Source organism: Streptomyces sp. NPDC006733, from assembly GCF_040636125.1.
Classification (GTDB): domain Bacteria; phylum Actinomycetota; class Actinomycetes; order Streptomycetales; family Streptomycetaceae; genus Actinacidiphila.
The window spans coordinates 62,653-79,113 of the sequence record NZ_JBEYJD010000037.1 but is presented as its reverse complement, the minus strand read 5'-3'; the positions used below and the strand labels follow the sequence as shown (position 1 = coordinate 79,113).

The following is a 16,461-nucleotide window of genomic DNA, read 5'->3' as shown; positions in this document are numbered from 1 at the left end:
CCCGGCTACAACTCCACGACGACGGCCCCGAAGTGCCTGCCTCCGATCATCTCCTGCAACGCATGCGGCGCGCGATCGATGCCCGCGACCCGCGTGTGGGGAAAGACCATCTCGCCGGCGCGGAGCCACTCGCCGAAGCGACGGGTCCACTCCTGCTCCACGTCGGGGTGGTCCTGGCCGCTGTAGCCGCGCAGCGAGATGCCCTTGACGACCAGTCGGAAGGCGTCGATCTCGACGGGGGCGCTGTCGCCGGCCCGTTGCGGTGACATCTGGCCCGCCAAGGCGCCGACCAGGGCGAACCGCGCCCCCTGGCGGGCCGCGCCGAGGGCCGCGACCAACTGCTCGCCGCCGACGGTGTCCAGCAGGACGTCGATGCCCCGCGGAGCGGCCCGCGCGAGCTGGTCGGCGATCGGCCCGGCGCCGCGCAGCACGACCGCGTCGTAGCCGAGCTCGGACAGCAGCCGCTCGGCCTTCTCCGGGGAGCCCGTGCTGCCGATCACGGTCCCGGCGCCCAGCAGCCGGGCGAGCTGCCCGGCCAGGGACCCCACCGCCCCCGCCGCGCCGGTGACGAAGACGGTGTCACCCGCGCGGATGCCGGCGAGGCGGGTCAGGGCTCCGTAGGCGGCCGATCCGGGAGACAGGTACGCGACCGGATCGGGCAGCGTGCCGTCCACAACGGTGCACTCGGTCGCGCTCAGCAGGACGTGGTCCCGCCAGCCGCGCATGTGGAGGACGACGTCACCGGTGCGCAGCGCACTGCCGTCCGGCGCGGCGACCACCTCGCCGACGGCGGGACCGAACAGGGTGTCCCCGCGGCGGAGCGGAGGCAGGGGCAGGTCCGCACCGTCCCCGCCGATGAGCGTGCGCAGGCCCGGGAAGACCAGGAAGTGCCGGTTCCTGACCAGCACCTGGTCGGCGGCGGGCTCGGCCAGCGCCGTCGTGGCGATGGTGAAGTGCTCGTGCGTGGGCAGTCCCTCCGGGACGGCGGTGAGACGGACTTCGCGCGCGGTGCGCGGCAGGGTTGCGCTCATGGTCGGACTCCGGGGCCGGTTCGGGGCAGCGGTACGCGGGCGTCCGCAGCCGGGGCGCGGTGACGCTAACCCCTGACGCGCACGTCAGGGTCAAGCCGCACGTGTCCGGTGGCCGCTCGGAGACCCGCGCGAGGGTCGATGACGACACGAGCAAATGCGGTGGCCCGCCCCGGGGGACCGCACTACCGTGCTGGGGTGGATCTCTTCTCACGCTCCTGGGCGGCGCTGCGCACTGCGGTCGCCGACCTGCCGGACGAGGCCTTCGCCCAGCCGTCCGGCTGTGCCGGCTGGCTCGTGCGGGACCTGGTCTGCCACCTGGTCATCGACGCGCAGGACGTCCTGATCACGCTCGTGACCCCCGCCGCGACGGAGCCGACCCGCGACGCCGCGACCTACTGGTCCGTCGCGGCGGCACCGCCGACGGGCGATGACCCGCTCGACGCGCTGACGGTGCGGCTGGCCGCCGCGTACGGGGAGCCCGGGCTGCTGAAGTTCCATCTCGACGACGTCGGCTCCGCCGCCGGCCGCGCCGCCGAACTGGCCGATCCGGGGTTGCGGGTCGCGACGCAGGGCGAGGTCCTCACCGCGGGCGACTACCTCGCCGCCTACGTCCTGGAGTGGACGCTGCACCACCTCGACCTGGTCGCGCACCTGCCCGCCGCGCCGCGACCGCCCGCGGAGGGGCTCGCCCGCTCCCGCGCGTTGCTGGAGCGGATCGCCGGTGCGGCGTTCCCCGCCTCGTTCGACGACACGGACGCCCTGCTGGTCGGCACCGGGCGGCGCGCCGCGACCGAGGCGGAGCGGGCCGCACTGGGCGAGCTGGCCCCGAAGCTGCCCCTCGTCCTCGGCTGAACGACCCGCACCACGGTCACCGACGGGCACGGTCACCGACGGGCGGCCGAGCCGGCTCTTCCCTACGACCGCCCTCCGAACTGCCAGTTGTGCACCTCGATGTCGGCGTACCGGTCCGCCGTCAGCACCGCGCGCGCCGTGTCCGCGTCCGGCGCCCGGACCAGCGCCGCCGTCCCCAGCCACGTGTCGCCGTCGTCGGACAGCAGGGGCCCGTAGGCGATGAGTTCGTCCTCGTCCCGTGGCACCGCCAGGTCCACGGCCTGCCCCGTGCCGAGGCCGAGCACCAGATACCGGCTGCCGCCGGTCCGGCCGCCGGGGAAGTCCCACATGGTGCGCCCCAGCGTGTTGTGCCACCGCCGCAGCAGCACGTCCCGGTACACCCCGGCCTGGTAGCCGGGCTCGTCGAAGGCGAACGCGCGGGCGGCCGCGGGATCGGGCAGGTCGACGATGTGCATGCTGCCGGTGGCCGTGTCGCGGTCGTCGGCGAGGGTCGGCCCCCGGGCGATCAACTCCTTGGCGTACCGGTCCATGTAGGACCAGTGCTCCTCCAGCAGCGCGTCGCGCAGCGCTCCGGAGTCGGGCCGGTCGCGGTGGTAGCAGAAGAACCCCATCCGCCCAGGATCCCGTCCGGGAGGCGGTCGGGTCGAGCGGTTTGTGACGACGGTTCTGCGCTCGTGAGCCGTGCGGCCGGGTCAGTAGGCCGAGTCGACGTTGTCGATGGAGCCGTAGTTCGCGGCCGCGTAGTTGCAGGCGGCGGTGATGTTGGCGACCGGGTCGTAGATGTCCATCGAGGTGCCCGCGACGTGGCACTCCTGGAACGTCGGGTCGATGACCTGGAGCAGGCCCTTGGACGGGGTCCCCGCGGCGGCGTTGGAGTCGGTCAGGTTGATGGCCTGCGGATTGCCCGAGGACTCGCGGATGATGTTGCGGTAGATGCCGTCGTAGCTGCCGGGTATGCCGTGCTGGGCCATCACGGCCAGCGCTTCCTTGATCCAGCCGTCGAGGTCGTCGGTGTAGGTGCCGGACGAGGGCGAGGCGGCGGCGGTGGCGGACGGCGTCGCGGAGGGCTCCGCCGTCCGCGAACGGGCGGCGCGCTCCGCCGCGTCCTTGCGGCTCTGCTCGGCCGCCGCCTCGGCGCGCCGGCGCGCTTCGTCCTTGGCCCGGGCCGCCGCCTTCCTGGCACCCTCGGCCTTCCTGATGGCCTCGGCCTTGGCGCGGCCCTCGGCCTGCGACCGGGAGGCCGCCAGCGCCTGCGAGCGGGCGTTGTCCTCGGCCGTCCGCACGTTCTGGCGGGCGATGGCGACCTGCTGGGACATCACGTGGTTCACCGGCACCAGGTCGCCCCCGAGCGCGGTGTCCGACGCCGACGCGTTCTGCGCGCCGGCCTCCGGGGTCCCTGGCATGACGGTGCAGGCGATGGTCGCCGTCACCGCGGCTGCCGACGCCGTGGCGACGACGCCGAGGCGAGTCCGATTCGGTCGTTTCCGGGCATGTTTGCCCATGGCTGACCCCATCTCTCCGGGTGCGTGAGCGCGTCTCGCCGGGCAGAAAAGGGACAGACGTTCTGCGCGTGCGCTCTTCGGGTGGGGGAGATGTTTAACGTCCGCCGAAACCGGTCGGCAAACATCGCCACTACTACTCGGCATCGTGGCTGGTGGAGGGGTAACTCTCGCCAACTGGGCCCCTCCGGGCGTACCGGGAGGGCCGTCCACTATCCGGGTTCGTATGTGGCGCACGTCATATGACGAGGCTCACAGGGAGCCGGGTGATTTGATCCGGTTCGACCCGACGGCCGGGCGGACGACGTGCCGCAGGGTCGGGGGTCCCGCAGCCTTAAGGAAAGTTAAGGAAGTGGTGGGTGGGTGAGCTGAGCAGAAGCGGAACCTCGCCTCGTACTTGACGACACACGGATTCGACCCCCCAGGAGTCCCACGTGTCACGCAAGAGGACGCTCAGCACGAAGAAGAAGATCGCCCTGTTCGTCGGTGCCGCCGTCGCGATCGGTGGTACGGCGGTCGTCATGACCGGTACCAGCCAGGCGTCGGGCGCCTGCGACGGGCTGACCGCCGCCCTGCGGACCAACGAGCAGTTCATCACGGGCCAGCGGGCCCAGCCCGACGCCCAGTCCGCGGCGCGCATCGCCAACCGCCAGGCGGTCATCGAGCAGATCCGGCGCATGCAGGCCGCGTCCGGGTGCGAGGTCGCCGCAGGCGGCGACGTGGCCGCGCCGCCGGCCCAGGAGCAGCCGCCCGCCGCGGCCGGGTCTCCGGCCGCGCAGGCGCCGCCCGCCGCCGATCAGGCGGCCGGTGACCAGGGCGGTGCGGGCGAGGTCGTCTGTGCCGGGTCGACGGTGACGCTCTCCGGTGAGGCCGGTGCCCCCGCCGCCTCCAGCAACCGGTTCCCGGTCGGGACCACGCTCAGGGTGACCAACCTCGACAACCGCAAGTCGACGACCGTCAAGGTCGTCTCCGCGTCCGGCAGCTGCGCCCTGCTGAACAACGCGGCCTTCGAACAGGTCAGGGAGCCGGGCAAGTTCCTCATCCGCAAGGCGCGCATCGAGCGCGTCGGCTGACGGGTACGCATCCCAGGGCGGTGCCCCGAGCCGCGGGACGCCGTCCTGGCTCTGGCCGGTTCGCGACGGTGCGCTTGCCCGGTGTGGCCACTGGGGCGACCGTGGTCGGCGTGGGCTTGTCGAGGGCGTAGGTCGTGCAGGGCGCCCGCCGTGCGGACGAAGGGAGCGTTGCGATGGCCATCGTGGTCACCACCCCGACCGGACAGGTGGGATCGCGCGTGGTGCGCCTGCTGCTGCAGGCCGGTGTCCGCCCACGCGTTCTGGTCCGTGACCCGGCCCGCCTGGACGGGGCGACCCGTGCCCGGGCCGATGTGCGGCGGGGCGATCTGACCGACGCCGGGTTCGTCCGCGAGGCGGTGGCGGGGGCGCGAACCGTGCTGTGGGTGGATCCCACGCCTCACACAGTGGAGGATCCGGTCGAGGTCTCGCTGCGGACCGCGACGCCGCTGGTGGAGGCCGCCCGGGCGGGCGAGGTGGACCGTGTCGTGCTGCTGAGCAGCGTCGGGGCCGAGAAGCGGCACGGAGTCGGCCACATCGACGCGCTGGGCGGGATCGAGGAGCGTCTCGACGCCACCGGGGCGCACGTGCTGCACCTGCGGTGCGCGTACTTCTTCACCAACCTGCTGCTCGACCTGGAAGGGCTGTCCAAGGGCGTCCTGACCACGGCGTTCGACCCCGACCACGCGATGCCGTGGGTCGATCCGCGCGATATCGGCGACGTGGCCGCCGCCCGGCTGCTCGCCGACGGCTGGCAGGGGCGGATCGTGCAGGCGGTCCACGGGCCCGAGGACCTCACGTTCCACCAGGTCGCCCGGATCCTCAGCGAAGCCCTCGACCGCACGATCCAGCTCAACGCCGTCAGCGCCGACGCGGTGCGGGACACGCTGCGCGAGGCCGGGCTGCCGCCGTCGGCGGTCGACGGCATCGTCGGCATGACCACCGGATCCCGCGACCTGGTGCCCGAGCAGCCCCGTGACCTGCTGACGACCACGCCCACCCCGCTGGCCGGGTGGGCCCATGCCCGGCTGCGCCCGCTGCTGGAGGAATGAGACCGGCCGGCGCCCCGGGCCCCGTGGACCGTGCGGGGGTCGCTACCGGCCCGCGGTCAGGGCCTTGAGTTCGTCGAGGGACTCCCGCAGGAAGTCCGCCAGCGTCCGTTCCCCGCTGCTGCCGACCCAGCGCTCGAACCCGACCTTGAAGACGGCGATGCCCGCCTCCGCGGTGATGCTGGCGGCCGGGTCCTGGACGCCGCGCCGCCGCAGCGTGGCGGCGAGCGCGGCACTCAACGACGCGAGCTTGACCAGCTCGCGCTCGCGCAGTTCCGCGTTGGCCACGATGACGGCCTGGCGCTGCCGGGCGAACTCATGGCGCTCCAGGAAGAAGGCCGCGACGGTCTCCAGCGTCGACGCGATCGCGTCGATCGGCGCGGCCGCGGCCGGGGTCTCGGCGAGGGAGTCCACGAAGGCCTGTTCCAGCTCGTGCGCGCCCGCGAACAGCACTTCTCGCTTGTCGGGGTAGTGGCGGAAGAACGTCCGCTCGGTCAGCCCGGCCCGTTCGGCGATCTGCGCCGCGGTGGTCTGTTCGAACCCGTGCTCCCGGTAGAGGTCCAGCGCCGCCTGTTCCAGCCGCCCACGTGCGTTCGGTTCCCATCGACCCATGGCCGGATTCTACGTGATGGCAGTGACTGACATGGAGTGCTACGGTTGATGTCAGTCACTGCCATCGGCTCGATCGCCGCCCTTCGCGTGCCCACGGCTCCCCGCGGCGAGCACGGCCGACCAACCCGGAGGTTCTTCCCATGCGTGTGTTCATCACCGGCGCGTCCGGCTGGATCGGTTCAGCTGTCGTTCCGGAGCTCATCGGCGCCGGCCACCAGGTCGTCGGGCTCGCCCGCTCGGCCGCCTCGGCCGCCGCCCTCACCGCGGCGGGCGCCGAGGTGCGCCGCGGCTCGCTCGACGACCTGGACACCCTGCGCGGTGCCGCCGCCGAGGCGGACGGCGTGATCCACCTCGCCTTCCAGCACGACCTCGCCTTCAGCGGGGGCTTCGAGGATGCCGCGGATGCCGACCGGCGTGCCATCGACACGTTCGGCGAGGCGCTCGCCGGCACCGGGCGCCCGTTCCTCATCGCCTCCGGGACCCTGGGGGTGGCGCCCGGCCGGACGGCCACCGAGCAGGACGGCCTGGCGTCCGGGCCGATCGGGGCGCCCTGGTCCGGCGGCCTGGCCAAGCGGCTGGCGAACGCGCACGCGACGGCCGCTCTCGCGGACCGCGGCGTCCGCTCGTCCGTCGTCCGGCTCCCGCCGACCGTGCACGGCGACGGGGACCACGGCTTCCTCGCCACCGTAGTGGCCATCGCGCGGGAGAAGGGCGTGTCCGGCTACATAGGCGACGGCGCCAACCGCTGGCCCGCCGTCCACCGTTCCGACGCCGCGCGCCTCTTCCGCCTGGCGCTGGAGGGCGCACCGGCCGGCTCCACCCTGCACGCGGTGGCGGACGAGGGTGTGCCGATCCGTGCCGTCGCCGAGGTGATCGGACGGCACCTGGGCGTGCCCGCGGCCTCCGTCGCCGCGGACGCCGCGGCCGGGCACTTCACCTGGCTGGCGTCCTTCCTCGGCATGGACAGCCCCACCTCCAGCGCCCTCACCCGCCGGCTACTGGGCTGGCAGCCGACCGGCCCCGCCCTCCTGGAGGACCTCGACAAGGGCCACTACTTCACCGCTCCGCGGGCCTGAGCCGGTGGTCGGGGCCGGCGGCCGAGGCCGGTGGTCGGGTCAGGGCCTCGACTGCAGGTCCTCTGCCCTGTCCACGACGGGGAACAGGTCCAGGGCGCCGGTGATGGTCAGCAGGCGCACGATCTGGGGGCTGGGCGCCAGGAGGACCAGGCTTCCGGAGCGCTCCTGGGCATTGAGGCGGGCCTGCAGAAGGGTGCTGAGGAAGGTGGAGTCGCCGAATTCCACGCCCGCCAGGTCCAGAACCAGGTGCGGGTGGTGCGCCAGGGCGCGATCCACCGCGTCCTGCACGGACGCGACGCCGTTCAGGTCGACTTCCCCGCTCATGGTGAGGACGCTGGGCTCGCCCAGAGCGAGGGAAACCGTCAGGCGGTCGCCCGGCGGCACTGGGTCGGACGTTGAGGCCACGGTCGCTCCATTTGCTCTGTTGTCGGGAGACAACGATCCTGCCATACCCGGGGGCATATTCGAACAACAGACGGGTTCGACGCGGAAGGTTGTCGCTGCGCTCCGGCGGAAGCGGTCGGCGGAAGCCGCTCACCCACCGGGAGTTCCACGGCTTCGGTAGGGGTCCAGGGCCGCCCGGCGTTCGGCGAAGGGCAGCCGGGCGAGCTGGGTGACCAGCGCCCACATGCGGCGTTCCGCCTCCAGATCGGCAGGCAGCGCCAGCCCGAGCGACTCCGCGAGCGGTTTGCGCCCGACGTTGGCCAGGGCCCGAACGGCCGCGGCCCATTCGTCGACGGCGACCACGCAGGACCGGTACCACAGCGGGATCAGGCAGCCGAGCGCGAGGGCGGTGATCAGGAGGAGGGACGCGTCGGCGTGGGCGGAACCGAGGGCCGACAGCGCGGCGACGGCCACCGCCGCGTGGCCGGACATCAGCGCCACGAAGAAGTCGGCGTTGGTGCGGGCGAGGTCGGCCTGGCGGCGGACCTGTTCCGGTGCGGTGCCCGTGAGTTCGTTCCACAGCACCTGGGTATCGAGCCGGAAACGGTCGTAGCCGTACTCCTCGAACCGGCGGATGGCGTTGCCGAGCCGGGTGGGCGCGATCTGCCCGTCGTCGATCGGATAGCGGGCCAGGGTCTCGCGCAGCAGCGCCCGTTGCACGGCGCTGCGGCGGCGGTCCCCGCGCGCGGCTCGCTCCAGGCGCGGATCGGCGCGCAACCGGGCGAGGTCCGCCGCGGCGACGACGGGCAGCACCCCCTCATGCTGCCGCTTGCGGCGCTCCAGCCGCATCAGCGTGAGCCGGTCCTGCAGGTTCCACTTGTCCCGCCGGCGACGGGCGCAACCCCGTTCGTAGACCGCGGCCGGCCACAGCAGGTAGCCCTCCAGGACGCGGTAGAGCTGGTTCTGCAGAGCGCTGAGGACGAGTCCGAGCAGCACGGAGGTGGCGAGCAGCAGGAGCGTGGCCCCGGTCTGGGTGGCGGGCCACAGGCGGGCGATCGGGCGCGTGGTGCGCAGACTGGGCGCGACGGCGAAGAAGAAGACGCTCAGATTGAGCGCGGTCGGCAGGATCCAGCCCACCAGCAGCGTCCAGGCCCCGCCGAGGACTCCCTTGGCGATGTCACCCACGGGCGATCGTTCGTCTCATTCCCCGTCGTCGTCCTCTTCGCCGAGCGGCGGGCCGGGGGGAATCTGGCCGACGACCACGGGAGCGGGCATGCCGTTGTCGGCAGGGCTGGTGCCGGGAGGGGTGGCGCCGACCGGTTGCGCCTCCAGCACCCCCACCTCCGCCCACGCCTTGACGACGGCTTCGCGTTCACTGCCCGGGCCGTACCGGGCGTGTGCCGAGGCCACGGTCAGCTGGGCGAAATCGGCGAAGGTCGCCCCGGACGAGAGTTCCCCGCCGGTGAGCGCGTCGTACCAGATCTGCCCGGCCTGCTCCCACGCGTGCCCGCCGAGGGCCTCGGCCACCAGGTAGAAGGCATGGTTCGGGATGCCCGAGTTGATGTGCACGCCGCCGTTGTCCCGGCCCGTCCGCACGTAGTCGTCCATCGTGGCGGGCTGCGGGTCCCTGCCGAGCATCGGATCGTCGTACGCGGTGCCCGGCGCTTTCATCGAGCGCAGCGCGACCCCGTGGATGGTCGGTCCGAGCAGCCCGGCGCCGATCAGCCAGTCCGCCTGGTCGGCGCTCTGCTGCAGCAGGTACTGCTTGACGAGCGAGCCGAAGACGTCGGACATCGACTCGTTGAGCGCGCCCGGCTGGCCGAAGTACGTGAGGTTCGCCGTGTACTGGGTCACGCCGTGCGTCAGCTCGTGGCCGATGACATCCACCGGCAGCGTGAAGTCGCGGAAGATCTCCCCGTCCCCGTCGCCGAACACCATCTGCTCGCCGTTCCAGAAGGCGTTGTTGTACCCCTCGCTGTAGTGGACGGTCGCGTTCAGGGGCAGGCCCTGGCCGTCGATCGAATGCCGCTGATAGGCGTTGAGGTAGAGGTCGAAGGTGGCGCCGAGTCCGGCGTAGGCGCGGTTGACGGTCGCGTCCGTGCCCGGTTCTGAGCCCTCGGTGCGGACCTGCCGGCCGGGCAGGTCCGTGGTGTGCTCGGCGTCGTACAGCGTTCGCACCGGCCGGTCGGGGTCCGTCGCACCGGCGACGGGAGGCGCGCCGAGGACCGTGGTCAGCCGGCGCCGGGTGCGTTCGAAGGCGTCCTGCTGCAGGGTGCGGCGGGCGAGGTCGCTGACGGAGCGGTCCTGTGAGCGGGCCATCGCGTCGAGGATGTGGGGCGGAACGAACGAGCAGGGGACGGGGGCGGGGTGCGGTGCCGCGCCGGTCCGCGGTTCCGGGGTGCGAGCTCGGGCCGACGCGGATCCCGAACGCGGTTGAGACTCTTCGAGTGACATCCGGCGACCCCCTCGCATGCACGCTGCCACCGACGGTAGCGCTCCGCGCGGTGCGCGCCCAGCCGTCGCGCAGTGAGCGTTTTCGGCCTGCGGTGGCGGGCCCTGTGGCGGGGCCCGCCGCCGTGGCGCCCTCAGGCCCGTCGGCCCTGGGTGGCGAGATCGGCCGGTGGGGCGTCGGTGTCCCGGGCGTCGGGGGTGACGCCGTGCTGCTCGCTCTCGGGGCGGCTCTTCGCCGGGAGCAGGAAGGTGATGGCCAGGAACGCGGCCAACAGGCACGCCTGGACGATGAGGGCGTGGCGGAAACCGGCGGCGAACTCGCCCGTCTTGGCCTGGGCGAAGAACACCGAGCCGAAGACCGCGACCCCGATGGAGCCGCCGAGCGACTGCACCGCCGACAGCACGCCGGAGGCGGAGCCGATCTCGTGGTCGTCGACCGCGGCGAGGATGAGGCTGAACAGGGCGGCGATGACCATGCCCGCCCCGATACCGGCGATGGTCACGCCCGGGACGATGTCCCAGATCGAGAACGCCGACGGGTCGAGTCCGTCGAGCTCGTACCAGAGCAGCGCCGCCCCGGCGAGTTGGATCAGCGGGCCGATCTGCACGACCGCGCGGCCGATCCGGTCGGCGAGAACGGCGCCGCTGACCGCGCCGCCGATCGCCGTGCCCAGCGCGAGCGGCAGGTTGCCCAGGCCCGCGTGACCCGCGGTGAAGTGCCGGCCGATCTGGAGGTAGAGGGTCAGCACGAGCTGGGTGCCGACCAGGCCGCCGAAGAACAGCGCGATGCCGCCGAGCCCGACGGTGAAGGCGGGCTTGCGCAGCAGACCGGGCGTCACCAGCGGCTCGCGTCCCGCCGCCGCCCTGCGGCGCTGCTGGAGGGCGAACAGGGCGAAGCCGGCCGCCGAGGCGGCCATGCACAGCCACGTCCACAGCGGCCAGCCGTCCTCCTGCCCCTGGTTCAGCGGCAGCACCAGCAGGGCGCAGGCCGCCGCGACCAGGCCCGCGCCGACCAGGTCGACCCGTACGGTGCGGTCGCCCGGCCGCCGGGGGACGGCCTTGGCGGCGATGATCAGCGCGGCGACGCCGATGGGCAGGTTGACGAGGAAGACCGCACGCCATCCCAGGCCCGCGATGTCGCTCTCGATCAGGAAGCCGCCCAGGACCGGTCCGATGATGCCGCCGAGCCCCAGGACCGGGCCGAAGATCCCGAAGACCTTGGTGAGCTCGGTGCCGGAGAAGTTCTCCCGCAGCAGACCGAGCCCCTGGGGCAGGAGCATCGCGCCGGCGGTGCCCTGGAGCAGCCGGAACGTGATCAGCGACTCGATGTTCGGCGCCACGGCGCACAGCAGCGAGGTGGCGGTGAAGGCGGCCAGCCCGATCAGGAACATGCGACGGCGGCCGTAGCGGTCGCCGAGCCGGCCACCGAGCACCAGCCCGGCGCCGAGGGTGAGGGCATAGCCTCCGATCACCCACTGCAGGGCTGCTGGGCCCGCGCCGAGGGACCGCTCCAGGTCCGGGCCGGCGACGTTGACGATCGACGCGTCCAGCAGATCCATGATCTCCGCGATGAGCATCACCACCAGGATCAGCCATCGCCACCGGTAGGGCACGGCAGTGCCGGCCGCGGTGGGGGGTGGATTGCCCATCCGTATTACCTCCATCATGAAATAGTTTCACGGTGAAGGTAAAGTGTTGAACGGTAGGTTGTCAAAGCAGGCCGCCGGCACCGGGCGCGCGGCAGCGGAGAGAGGTGGCGGGCGTCCATGGACGAGGCGATGCGCGACGACGTCGCGGAGCAGCGGGAACGGTTGACGGAGGGGCTGCGGGTCTACGGCAGCCGCTACACCGAGTTCGGCCGGCGCTTCGCCGCCTGGCTGGGCCTGCACTCCACCGACGCGACCGCGGTCCTGGAGATCGCCGCCGCCGAGGAGCGGGGCACACCGCTGTCGCCGGCGCGGCTGAGCGAGCGCATCTCCCTGTCCACGGGCGCCACCACCGCACTGCTGAACCGCCTCGAAGCGGCCGGCCACATCACCCGCACCCGCGAACACTCCGACCGGCGCGTCATCACCCTGCACAGCGGTGCACACATCCAGGAACGCGCGGACGAGTTCTTCGGCCCGCTCTCCCACCGCCTGGACACCGTGATGGCCCCCTACGCGCCCGAACTCCTGCGGCAGTTCGAGGCCCTGCTGAACGACCTGAACGCCGCCCTCGACACCCACCTGGCCGAGCCGAACACCCCACCGCCGCCGCCCGCTCCGCGGCACCCCTGAGGAGCGGGGGCCGGCAGCGTCCTCAGCTCAGCAGGTCCGGAGCGAAGTAGTCACGCAGCCGGGCGATCTTCCCGTCGCGCAGGCGGAAGATCTGCACGAGCGAGACCGCCGTCGCCTCGCTGTCCCCGTCCCCGTCGAAGACCGTGTCGATCTCGGCGATGAACACGTCGGGGTCGGCGGTGGTGTGCAGCACGTACCCGGACTTCTGGAAGTTCGGCGAACGCCCGTCCTTCACCGGCAGCTCGTAGTACGCGGCCATCGCCGTACGGATCTCCTCCCGCCCCGCCAACCGCCGGGGGAGCGAAGCGCCGTCGGGCACGAGCGGCGCCTCGAACACGCCGTCCTCGGTGAAGGCCTCGGCCAGCGCGTCGGCATCGCGGCTCACGGTCCCGGCGTAGACATAGCTCTCGAAGATCTCTCGCGGCGTTCTGGACACGGCGGCCCTCCGTGGACGAGCTCGCGGACATGGACGACCACACCATCACAGACCACCCCCACCGGACGGCCCTTTCCCCAAAAGGACCGGAAACGACCACCCGCCCGCCCTCGCCGGGCCTCAGTCGTCCTGGCGGGCGTTGAGGCGGGCGGCCTGGCGGGTCAGGTGGTCGCGTTCGGGGAGGTTGGGCGCTGTGCGGGCCGCCTCGGCGTACAGCCGGGCGGCCGTCGCCAGGTCGCCGTCGCGCTCGTGGAGGTAGGCCGCCACCGCGGTGTGCCGGGGCAGCGAGGCGTCCAGCTCCGCGAGCGCCTTCAATCCGGCGCGCGGTCCGTCGGCCTCGCCGACGGCGACCGCGCGGTTGAGCCGGACGACCGGGCTGTCGGTCAGGCGCGCGAGCTCGTCGTACCACTCGACGATCTGCACCCAGTCCGTCTCCGCGGCGGTGGGAGCGTCCGCGTGCAGCGCCGCGACGGCGGCCTGGGCCTGGTACTCGCCCAGCCGGTCGCGGGCGAGGGCCGCCTGCAGGATCTCGACGCCCTCGGCGATCAGCGCGGTGTCCCAGCGGGCGCGGTCCTGTTCGGCGAGCGGCACCAGGCTGCCGTCGGACGCGGTCCGGGCAGCCCGCCGGGCATGGTGGAGCAGCATCAGGGCGAGCAGCCCCGCCACCTCGGGGTGGTCGATGACGGCTGCGAGCTGCCGGGTGAGTCGGATGGCTTCGGCGGCGACGTCGACCGCGCCGGAGTAGCCCTCGTTGAAGACCAGGTAGAGGACGCGCAGCACGGTGGCGACGTCGCCGGGCCGGTCGAACCGCACGCCCGAGACGGTGCGCTTGGCCCGGCTGATGCGTTGCGCCATGGTCGCCTCGGGTACCAGGTAGGCCTGGGCGATCTGGCGGGTGGTCAGGCCGCCGACCGCGCGCAGGGTGAGCGCGACGGCCGACGACGGGGTCAGGGACGGGTGGGCGCACAGGAAGTAGAGCTGGAGCGTGTCGTCGGCCGCGGGCGCGGGTCCGGGCGTCGGCTCCTCGTCGACGAGGTCCTCGCGGCGGCGGCGCGCGGCGTCCGCGCGCGTCGCGTCGAGGAACCGGCGCCAGGCCACGGTGATCAGCCAGCCCTTGGCGTCCCGCGGCGGGTCGGCGGGCCAGACGCGCAGCGCCTCGACGAGCGCGTCCTGCACGGCGTCCTCGGCCGCCGCGAAGTCCGCTCCCCGGCGGACGAGGACACCCAGCACGCTCGGGGTGAGGCTGCGGAGCAGCACCTCGTTCACGTCAGCGGTCATTCCGTGACGATGCAGGCCTCGCCCATGAGCGGACGCAGTTCGAGCCACTCCTGGATGGGCCTGCCGCCGGCCCCGGGGGCGGCCGACAGTTCCGCGGCGAGCTCCAGGGCCCGCTGGTGGCTGTCGACGTCGATGATCATCCAACCGGCGATGAGGTCCTTGGTCTCGGCGAACGGCCCGTCGGTGACCGGCGGCCGGCCCTCCCCGTCGTACCGCACGAACGTCCCCTCGGGGGCGAGCGCCCGCTCGTCGACCAACTCCCCGGTCCCCGCGAGCCGGGTCGCGAAGTCGCGCATGTACTGCATGTGCGCGGAGATCTCCTCCGGCGTCCACTTCTCCATCGGCACGTCGTTGGTGGGAGCGGGGGCGCCGCGGTAGTGCTTCAGCAGCAGGTACTTGGCCATGGGAGTTCTCCTCGGTGCTGGTGTGGTCCATTGTGGTCGCCTGCACCCCGAGGACGGAGCCGAACCCGGCTTCTCGACATCCGCGCCCACATTTCCTGCCGCCTCCCGGGTGAACCCGGCGGGCCGCCGCGGGCCCGCCGCCGGAAACCGGGCTGCGGGTGGCTCCCTCGCAGTCGTAGGGTCGTGGTCGACGGTTGGCGCGACGGCCTGTCGGCAGCTGTCTGTCGGCCGAACGGAGATGTGCGGGGCTATGGCGAGTCACCTGTTCGCGGTCTGTTTCGATGCGAGGGATCCGTTGCTGCTGGCGCGGTTCTGGTCCGGGCTCCTGGGGTGGGAGACGGTCGACGATCCGCGCGACGGCATCGGTCTCGTACCCACTGATGACACCGGGTTCCGCCTCCGCTTCCTGCCCTCGCAGGCGCCGAGGACCGGCCAGAACCGGATGCACTTCGATCTGACGAGTACGTCCCTGGAGGACCAGCGGCAGACGGTGGCCCGGGCGCTGGAGCTCGGCGGAGCGCACCTCGACGTCGGGCAGCGCCCGGAGGAGGGCCACGTGGTGCTCGCCGACCCCGAGGGCAACGCGTTCTGCGTCATCGAGCCGGGCAACAACTTCCTCGCCGACTGCGGTTTCGTCGGCGCGCTGGCCTGCGACGGTTCGCAGGAGGTCGGATACTTCTGGAGCAAGGCGCTGGGGTGGCCGCTGGTCTGGGACCAGGACGAGGAGACCGCGATCCGCTCGCCGCACGGCGGCCCGAAGATCACCTGGGGCGGCCCGCCCCTGGACCCGAAGACCGGCAAGGGCCGCGTGCACTTCGACCTCGCCCCATCCGCTGGCGGCGACCGGCAGGCGGAGGCGGACCGCCTGCTCTCCCTCGGAGCGACCCTGCTCGACGCGGGCCAGGATCAGGCCAAGGCCGATCGGGTCGCCTTGGCCGACCCCGACGGCAACGAGTTCTTCGTCGCGACACCCCGGTAGCGCGCGCAGCGGCCACCGTTCGCGGAGCTCACAGCTCCGCATCGCCCCGCGCGGTGGCGTCTGCCCCGTCGCCCGTGGAGGGTCCGGCGGGGGGCGGCGCGGGGCATCTGCTCTCTGCTCGTGTCAGACCAGGCAGAACTCGTTGCCTTCCGGATCCGTCATCACCAGGTGGTCGGGTCTGCCCTGGAGCGCCTCCTCGCGGAGCAAGGTGGCGCCCGCGGCGGTCAGTCGCTCCGCGGCCGCGAGCACGCGGGGCCAGCGCACCTCCCAGGGCGTCTGACGGCCCCCGCCCACCTGGAGGTCCAGGTGCAGCCGGTTCTTGGCCGCCTTCGGCTCCGGTACCCGCAGGAAGGACAGGTTCGGTCCCACCGCGTCCGGATCGGTGAGGTACGCGCCCTCGTCCCACTCGTCCCGCGGCACGTCGTGATGGGACAGCCACTCCGCCCAGCTGCCGAACCCTGCGGGCGGGGGCTTCTCCGCGTAGCCCAGCGCCAGCGCCCAGAACGCGGCCAGCCGCGCCGGGTGCGCGCAGTCGATCGTCAGGCTCCACGTGATCGCCATCGGTCCTCCTCTGTCAGGGGGACGGACTGTACCCCGCGCCTCCGACACCCCCTGTCGGGTCAGGGGTGGATCAGCAGCCAGACCTCGACGAGCTTGCCGTCGGGTTCGGGGGTGATGCGGACGCGGGAGCAGAGCTGGTTGATGATCTCCCAGCCGTGCCGGCCGACCCGGACGGGGTCCGGGGCGAAGAACTGGGGCAGGGTCCGGCTGGAATCCCGTACGGATATCCAGACGCTGTCGGCGTCGGTCCGCAGGCTCAGCGAACACGGTCCCGCGGTGTGCCGGATCGAGTTGGTCACCAGCTCGCTGACGACCAGCAGGACGTCCTGGGTGGTGCCCAGCGGCAGATCGGCACCGTGGGCCGCCAGTTGGCCGCCCAGCTCCTGCATGAACGCGTCGGCCATCTGCCGTGCCGCCGCGATGCTTCCGTGCCCGGTCCCGAAGTGTCCCGTATGTCTGCCGGATTCGTGGGTCGCAGAGCCGTCGGCCTGGCCGGCGTC

General features: G+C 72.8%; 19 protein-coding genes. 6 read left to right on the top strand and 13 right to left on the bottom strand.

Annotation, left to right across the window (positions count from 1 at the left end; all coding sequences use genetic code 11):
- Positions 1–5: 5 nt before the first annotated feature.
- Positions 6–1,031 carry an NADP-dependent oxidoreductase gene (locus tag ABZ721_RS29270; RefSeq protein ID WP_358791745.1) on the bottom strand — a complete coding sequence of 342 codons (1,026 nt, stop codon included), beginning with the start codon at positions 1,029–1,031 and terminating at the stop codon, positions 6–8.
- A 195-nt stretch (positions 1,032–1,226) separates the two neighbouring features.
- Between ABZ721_RS29270 and ABZ721_RS29265 the strand changes: the two genes are divergently transcribed.
- Positions 1,227–1,883, top strand: a complete 657-nt coding sequence (locus tag ABZ721_RS29265) for a maleylpyruvate isomerase N-terminal domain-containing protein (protein ID WP_358791744.1) — start codon at positions 1,227–1,229, stop codon at positions 1,881–1,883.
- Positions 1,884–1,945: 62 nt separating this feature from the next.
- On the opposite strand, the gene ABZ721_RS29260 is transcribed toward ABZ721_RS29265, so the two are convergent.
- Together ABZ721_RS29260 and ABZ721_RS29255 are read right to left on the bottom strand one after the other, a co-directional pair.
- Complete coding sequence (locus ABZ721_RS29260) at positions 1,946–2,494, bottom strand: YciI family protein (protein WP_358791743.1); 549 nt, start codon at positions 2,492–2,494, stop codon at positions 1,946–1,948.
- 81 nt (positions 2,495–2,575) lie between these two features.
- The gene (locus ABZ721_RS29255) at positions 2,576–3,286 is read right to left on the bottom strand and encodes a transglycosylase SLT domain-containing protein (protein WP_358791742.1); all 711 of its coding nucleotides are present in this window, start codon (positions 3,284–3,286) and stop codon (positions 2,576–2,578) included.
- 530 nt (positions 3,287–3,816) lie between these two features.
- On the opposite strand from ABZ721_RS29255, the gene ABZ721_RS29250 reads away from it, so the two are divergent.
- Both ABZ721_RS29250 and ABZ721_RS29245 read left to right on the top strand, forming a co-directional pair.
- A complete protein-coding gene (locus ABZ721_RS29250; protein WP_358791741.1) occupies positions 3,817–4,455 on the top strand; it encodes a hypothetical protein in 639 nt (212 codons plus the stop codon).
- A 173-nt stretch (positions 4,456–4,628) separates the two neighbouring features.
- A complete protein-coding gene (locus tag ABZ721_RS29245; protein ID WP_358791740.1) occupies positions 4,629–5,504 on the top strand; it encodes an NAD(P)H-binding protein in 876 nt (291 codons plus the stop codon).
- 42 nt (positions 5,505–5,546) lie between these two features.
- Here ABZ721_RS29245 and ABZ721_RS29240 read toward each other — a convergent pair whose 3' ends face one another.
- The gene (locus tag ABZ721_RS29240; RefSeq protein ID WP_358791739.1) at positions 5,547–6,113 is read right to left on the bottom strand and encodes a helix-turn-helix domain-containing protein; all 567 of its coding nucleotides are present in this window, start codon (positions 6,111–6,113) and stop codon (positions 5,547–5,549) included.
- A gap of 140 nt (positions 6,114–6,253) precedes the next feature.
- On the opposite strand from ABZ721_RS29240, the gene ABZ721_RS29235 reads away from it, so the two are divergent.
- Positions 6,254–7,189, top strand: coding sequence for an SDR family oxidoreductase (locus tag ABZ721_RS29235; protein ID WP_358791738.1), 936 nt, complete (start codon positions 6,254–6,256; stop codon positions 7,187–7,189).
- A gap of 39 nt (positions 7,190–7,228) precedes the next feature.
- Here ABZ721_RS29235 and ABZ721_RS29230 read toward each other — a convergent pair whose 3' ends face one another.
- The 4 genes from ABZ721_RS29230 to ABZ721_RS29215 all read right to left on the bottom strand — a co-directional run bounded on the left by ABZ721_RS29230 (position 7,229) and on the right by ABZ721_RS29215 (position 11,673).
- A complete protein-coding gene (locus ABZ721_RS29230) occupies positions 7,229–7,513 on the bottom strand; it encodes an STAS domain-containing protein (protein ID WP_358791737.1) in 285 nt (94 codons plus the stop codon).
- A 210-nt stretch (positions 7,514–7,723) separates the two neighbouring features.
- Positions 7,724–8,758, bottom strand: a complete 1,035-nt coding sequence (locus ABZ721_RS29225) for a hypothetical protein (protein ID WP_358791736.1) — start codon at positions 8,756–8,758, stop codon at positions 7,724–7,726.
- A 15-nt stretch (positions 8,759–8,773) separates the two neighbouring features.
- A complete protein-coding gene (locus ABZ721_RS29220) occupies positions 8,774–9,892 on the bottom strand; it encodes a M4 family metallopeptidase (protein ID WP_358791735.1) in 1,119 nt (372 codons plus the stop codon).
- Positions 9,893–10,158: 266 nt separating this feature from the next.
- Complete coding sequence (locus ABZ721_RS29215; protein ID WP_358791734.1) at positions 10,159–11,673, bottom strand: MFS transporter; 1,515 nt, start codon at positions 11,671–11,673, stop codon at positions 10,159–10,161.
- 117 nt (positions 11,674–11,790) lie between these two features.
- On the opposite strand from ABZ721_RS29215, the gene ABZ721_RS29210 reads away from it, so the two are divergent.
- Entirely contained in the window at positions 11,791–12,303 is a 513-nt protein-coding gene (locus ABZ721_RS29210; protein ID WP_358791733.1) for a MarR family transcriptional regulator, read from the top strand.
- A gap of 22 nt (positions 12,304–12,325) precedes the next feature.
- Here the strand turns inward: ABZ721_RS29210 and ABZ721_RS29205 are convergent, their stop codons facing one another.
- The 3 genes from ABZ721_RS29205 to ABZ721_RS29195 all read right to left on the bottom strand — a co-directional run bounded on the left by ABZ721_RS29205 (position 12,326) and on the right by ABZ721_RS29195 (position 14,421).
- Positions 12,326–12,739: a nuclear transport factor 2 family protein gene (locus ABZ721_RS29205; RefSeq protein WP_358791732.1), complete on the bottom strand. Its 414-nt coding sequence runs from the start codon at positions 12,737–12,739 to the stop codon at positions 12,326–12,328.
- Between the two features lie 120 nt (positions 12,740–12,859).
- Positions 12,860–14,005 carry a DUF6596 domain-containing protein gene (locus ABZ721_RS29200; protein ID WP_358791767.1) on the bottom strand — a complete coding sequence of 382 codons (1,146 nt, stop codon included), beginning with the start codon at positions 14,003–14,005 and terminating at the stop codon, positions 12,860–12,862.
- 8 nt (positions 14,006–14,013) lie between these two features.
- Positions 14,014–14,421 (bottom strand): YciI family protein, encoded by a 408-nt coding sequence (locus ABZ721_RS29195; protein ID WP_358791731.1) that lies wholly within the window; start codon positions 14,419–14,421, stop codon positions 14,014–14,016.
- A gap of 250 nt (positions 14,422–14,671) precedes the next feature.
- On the opposite strand from ABZ721_RS29195, the gene ABZ721_RS29190 reads away from it, so the two are divergent.
- Positions 14,672–15,400, top strand: coding sequence for a VOC family protein (locus ABZ721_RS29190; protein ID WP_358791730.1), 729 nt, complete (start codon positions 14,672–14,674; stop codon positions 15,398–15,400).
- Between the two features lie 123 nt (positions 15,401–15,523).
- On the opposite strand, the gene ABZ721_RS29185 is transcribed toward ABZ721_RS29190, so the two are convergent.
- A complete protein-coding gene (locus tag ABZ721_RS29185) occupies positions 15,524–15,961 on the bottom strand; it encodes a VOC family protein (RefSeq protein ID WP_358791729.1) in 438 nt (145 codons plus the stop codon).
- 59 nt (positions 15,962–16,020) lie between these two features.
- Positions 16,021–16,365, bottom strand: a complete 345-nt coding sequence (locus ABZ721_RS29180; RefSeq protein ID WP_358791728.1) for an ATP-binding protein — start codon at positions 16,363–16,365, stop codon at positions 16,021–16,023.
- Positions 16,366–16,461: the final 96 nt, after the last annotated feature.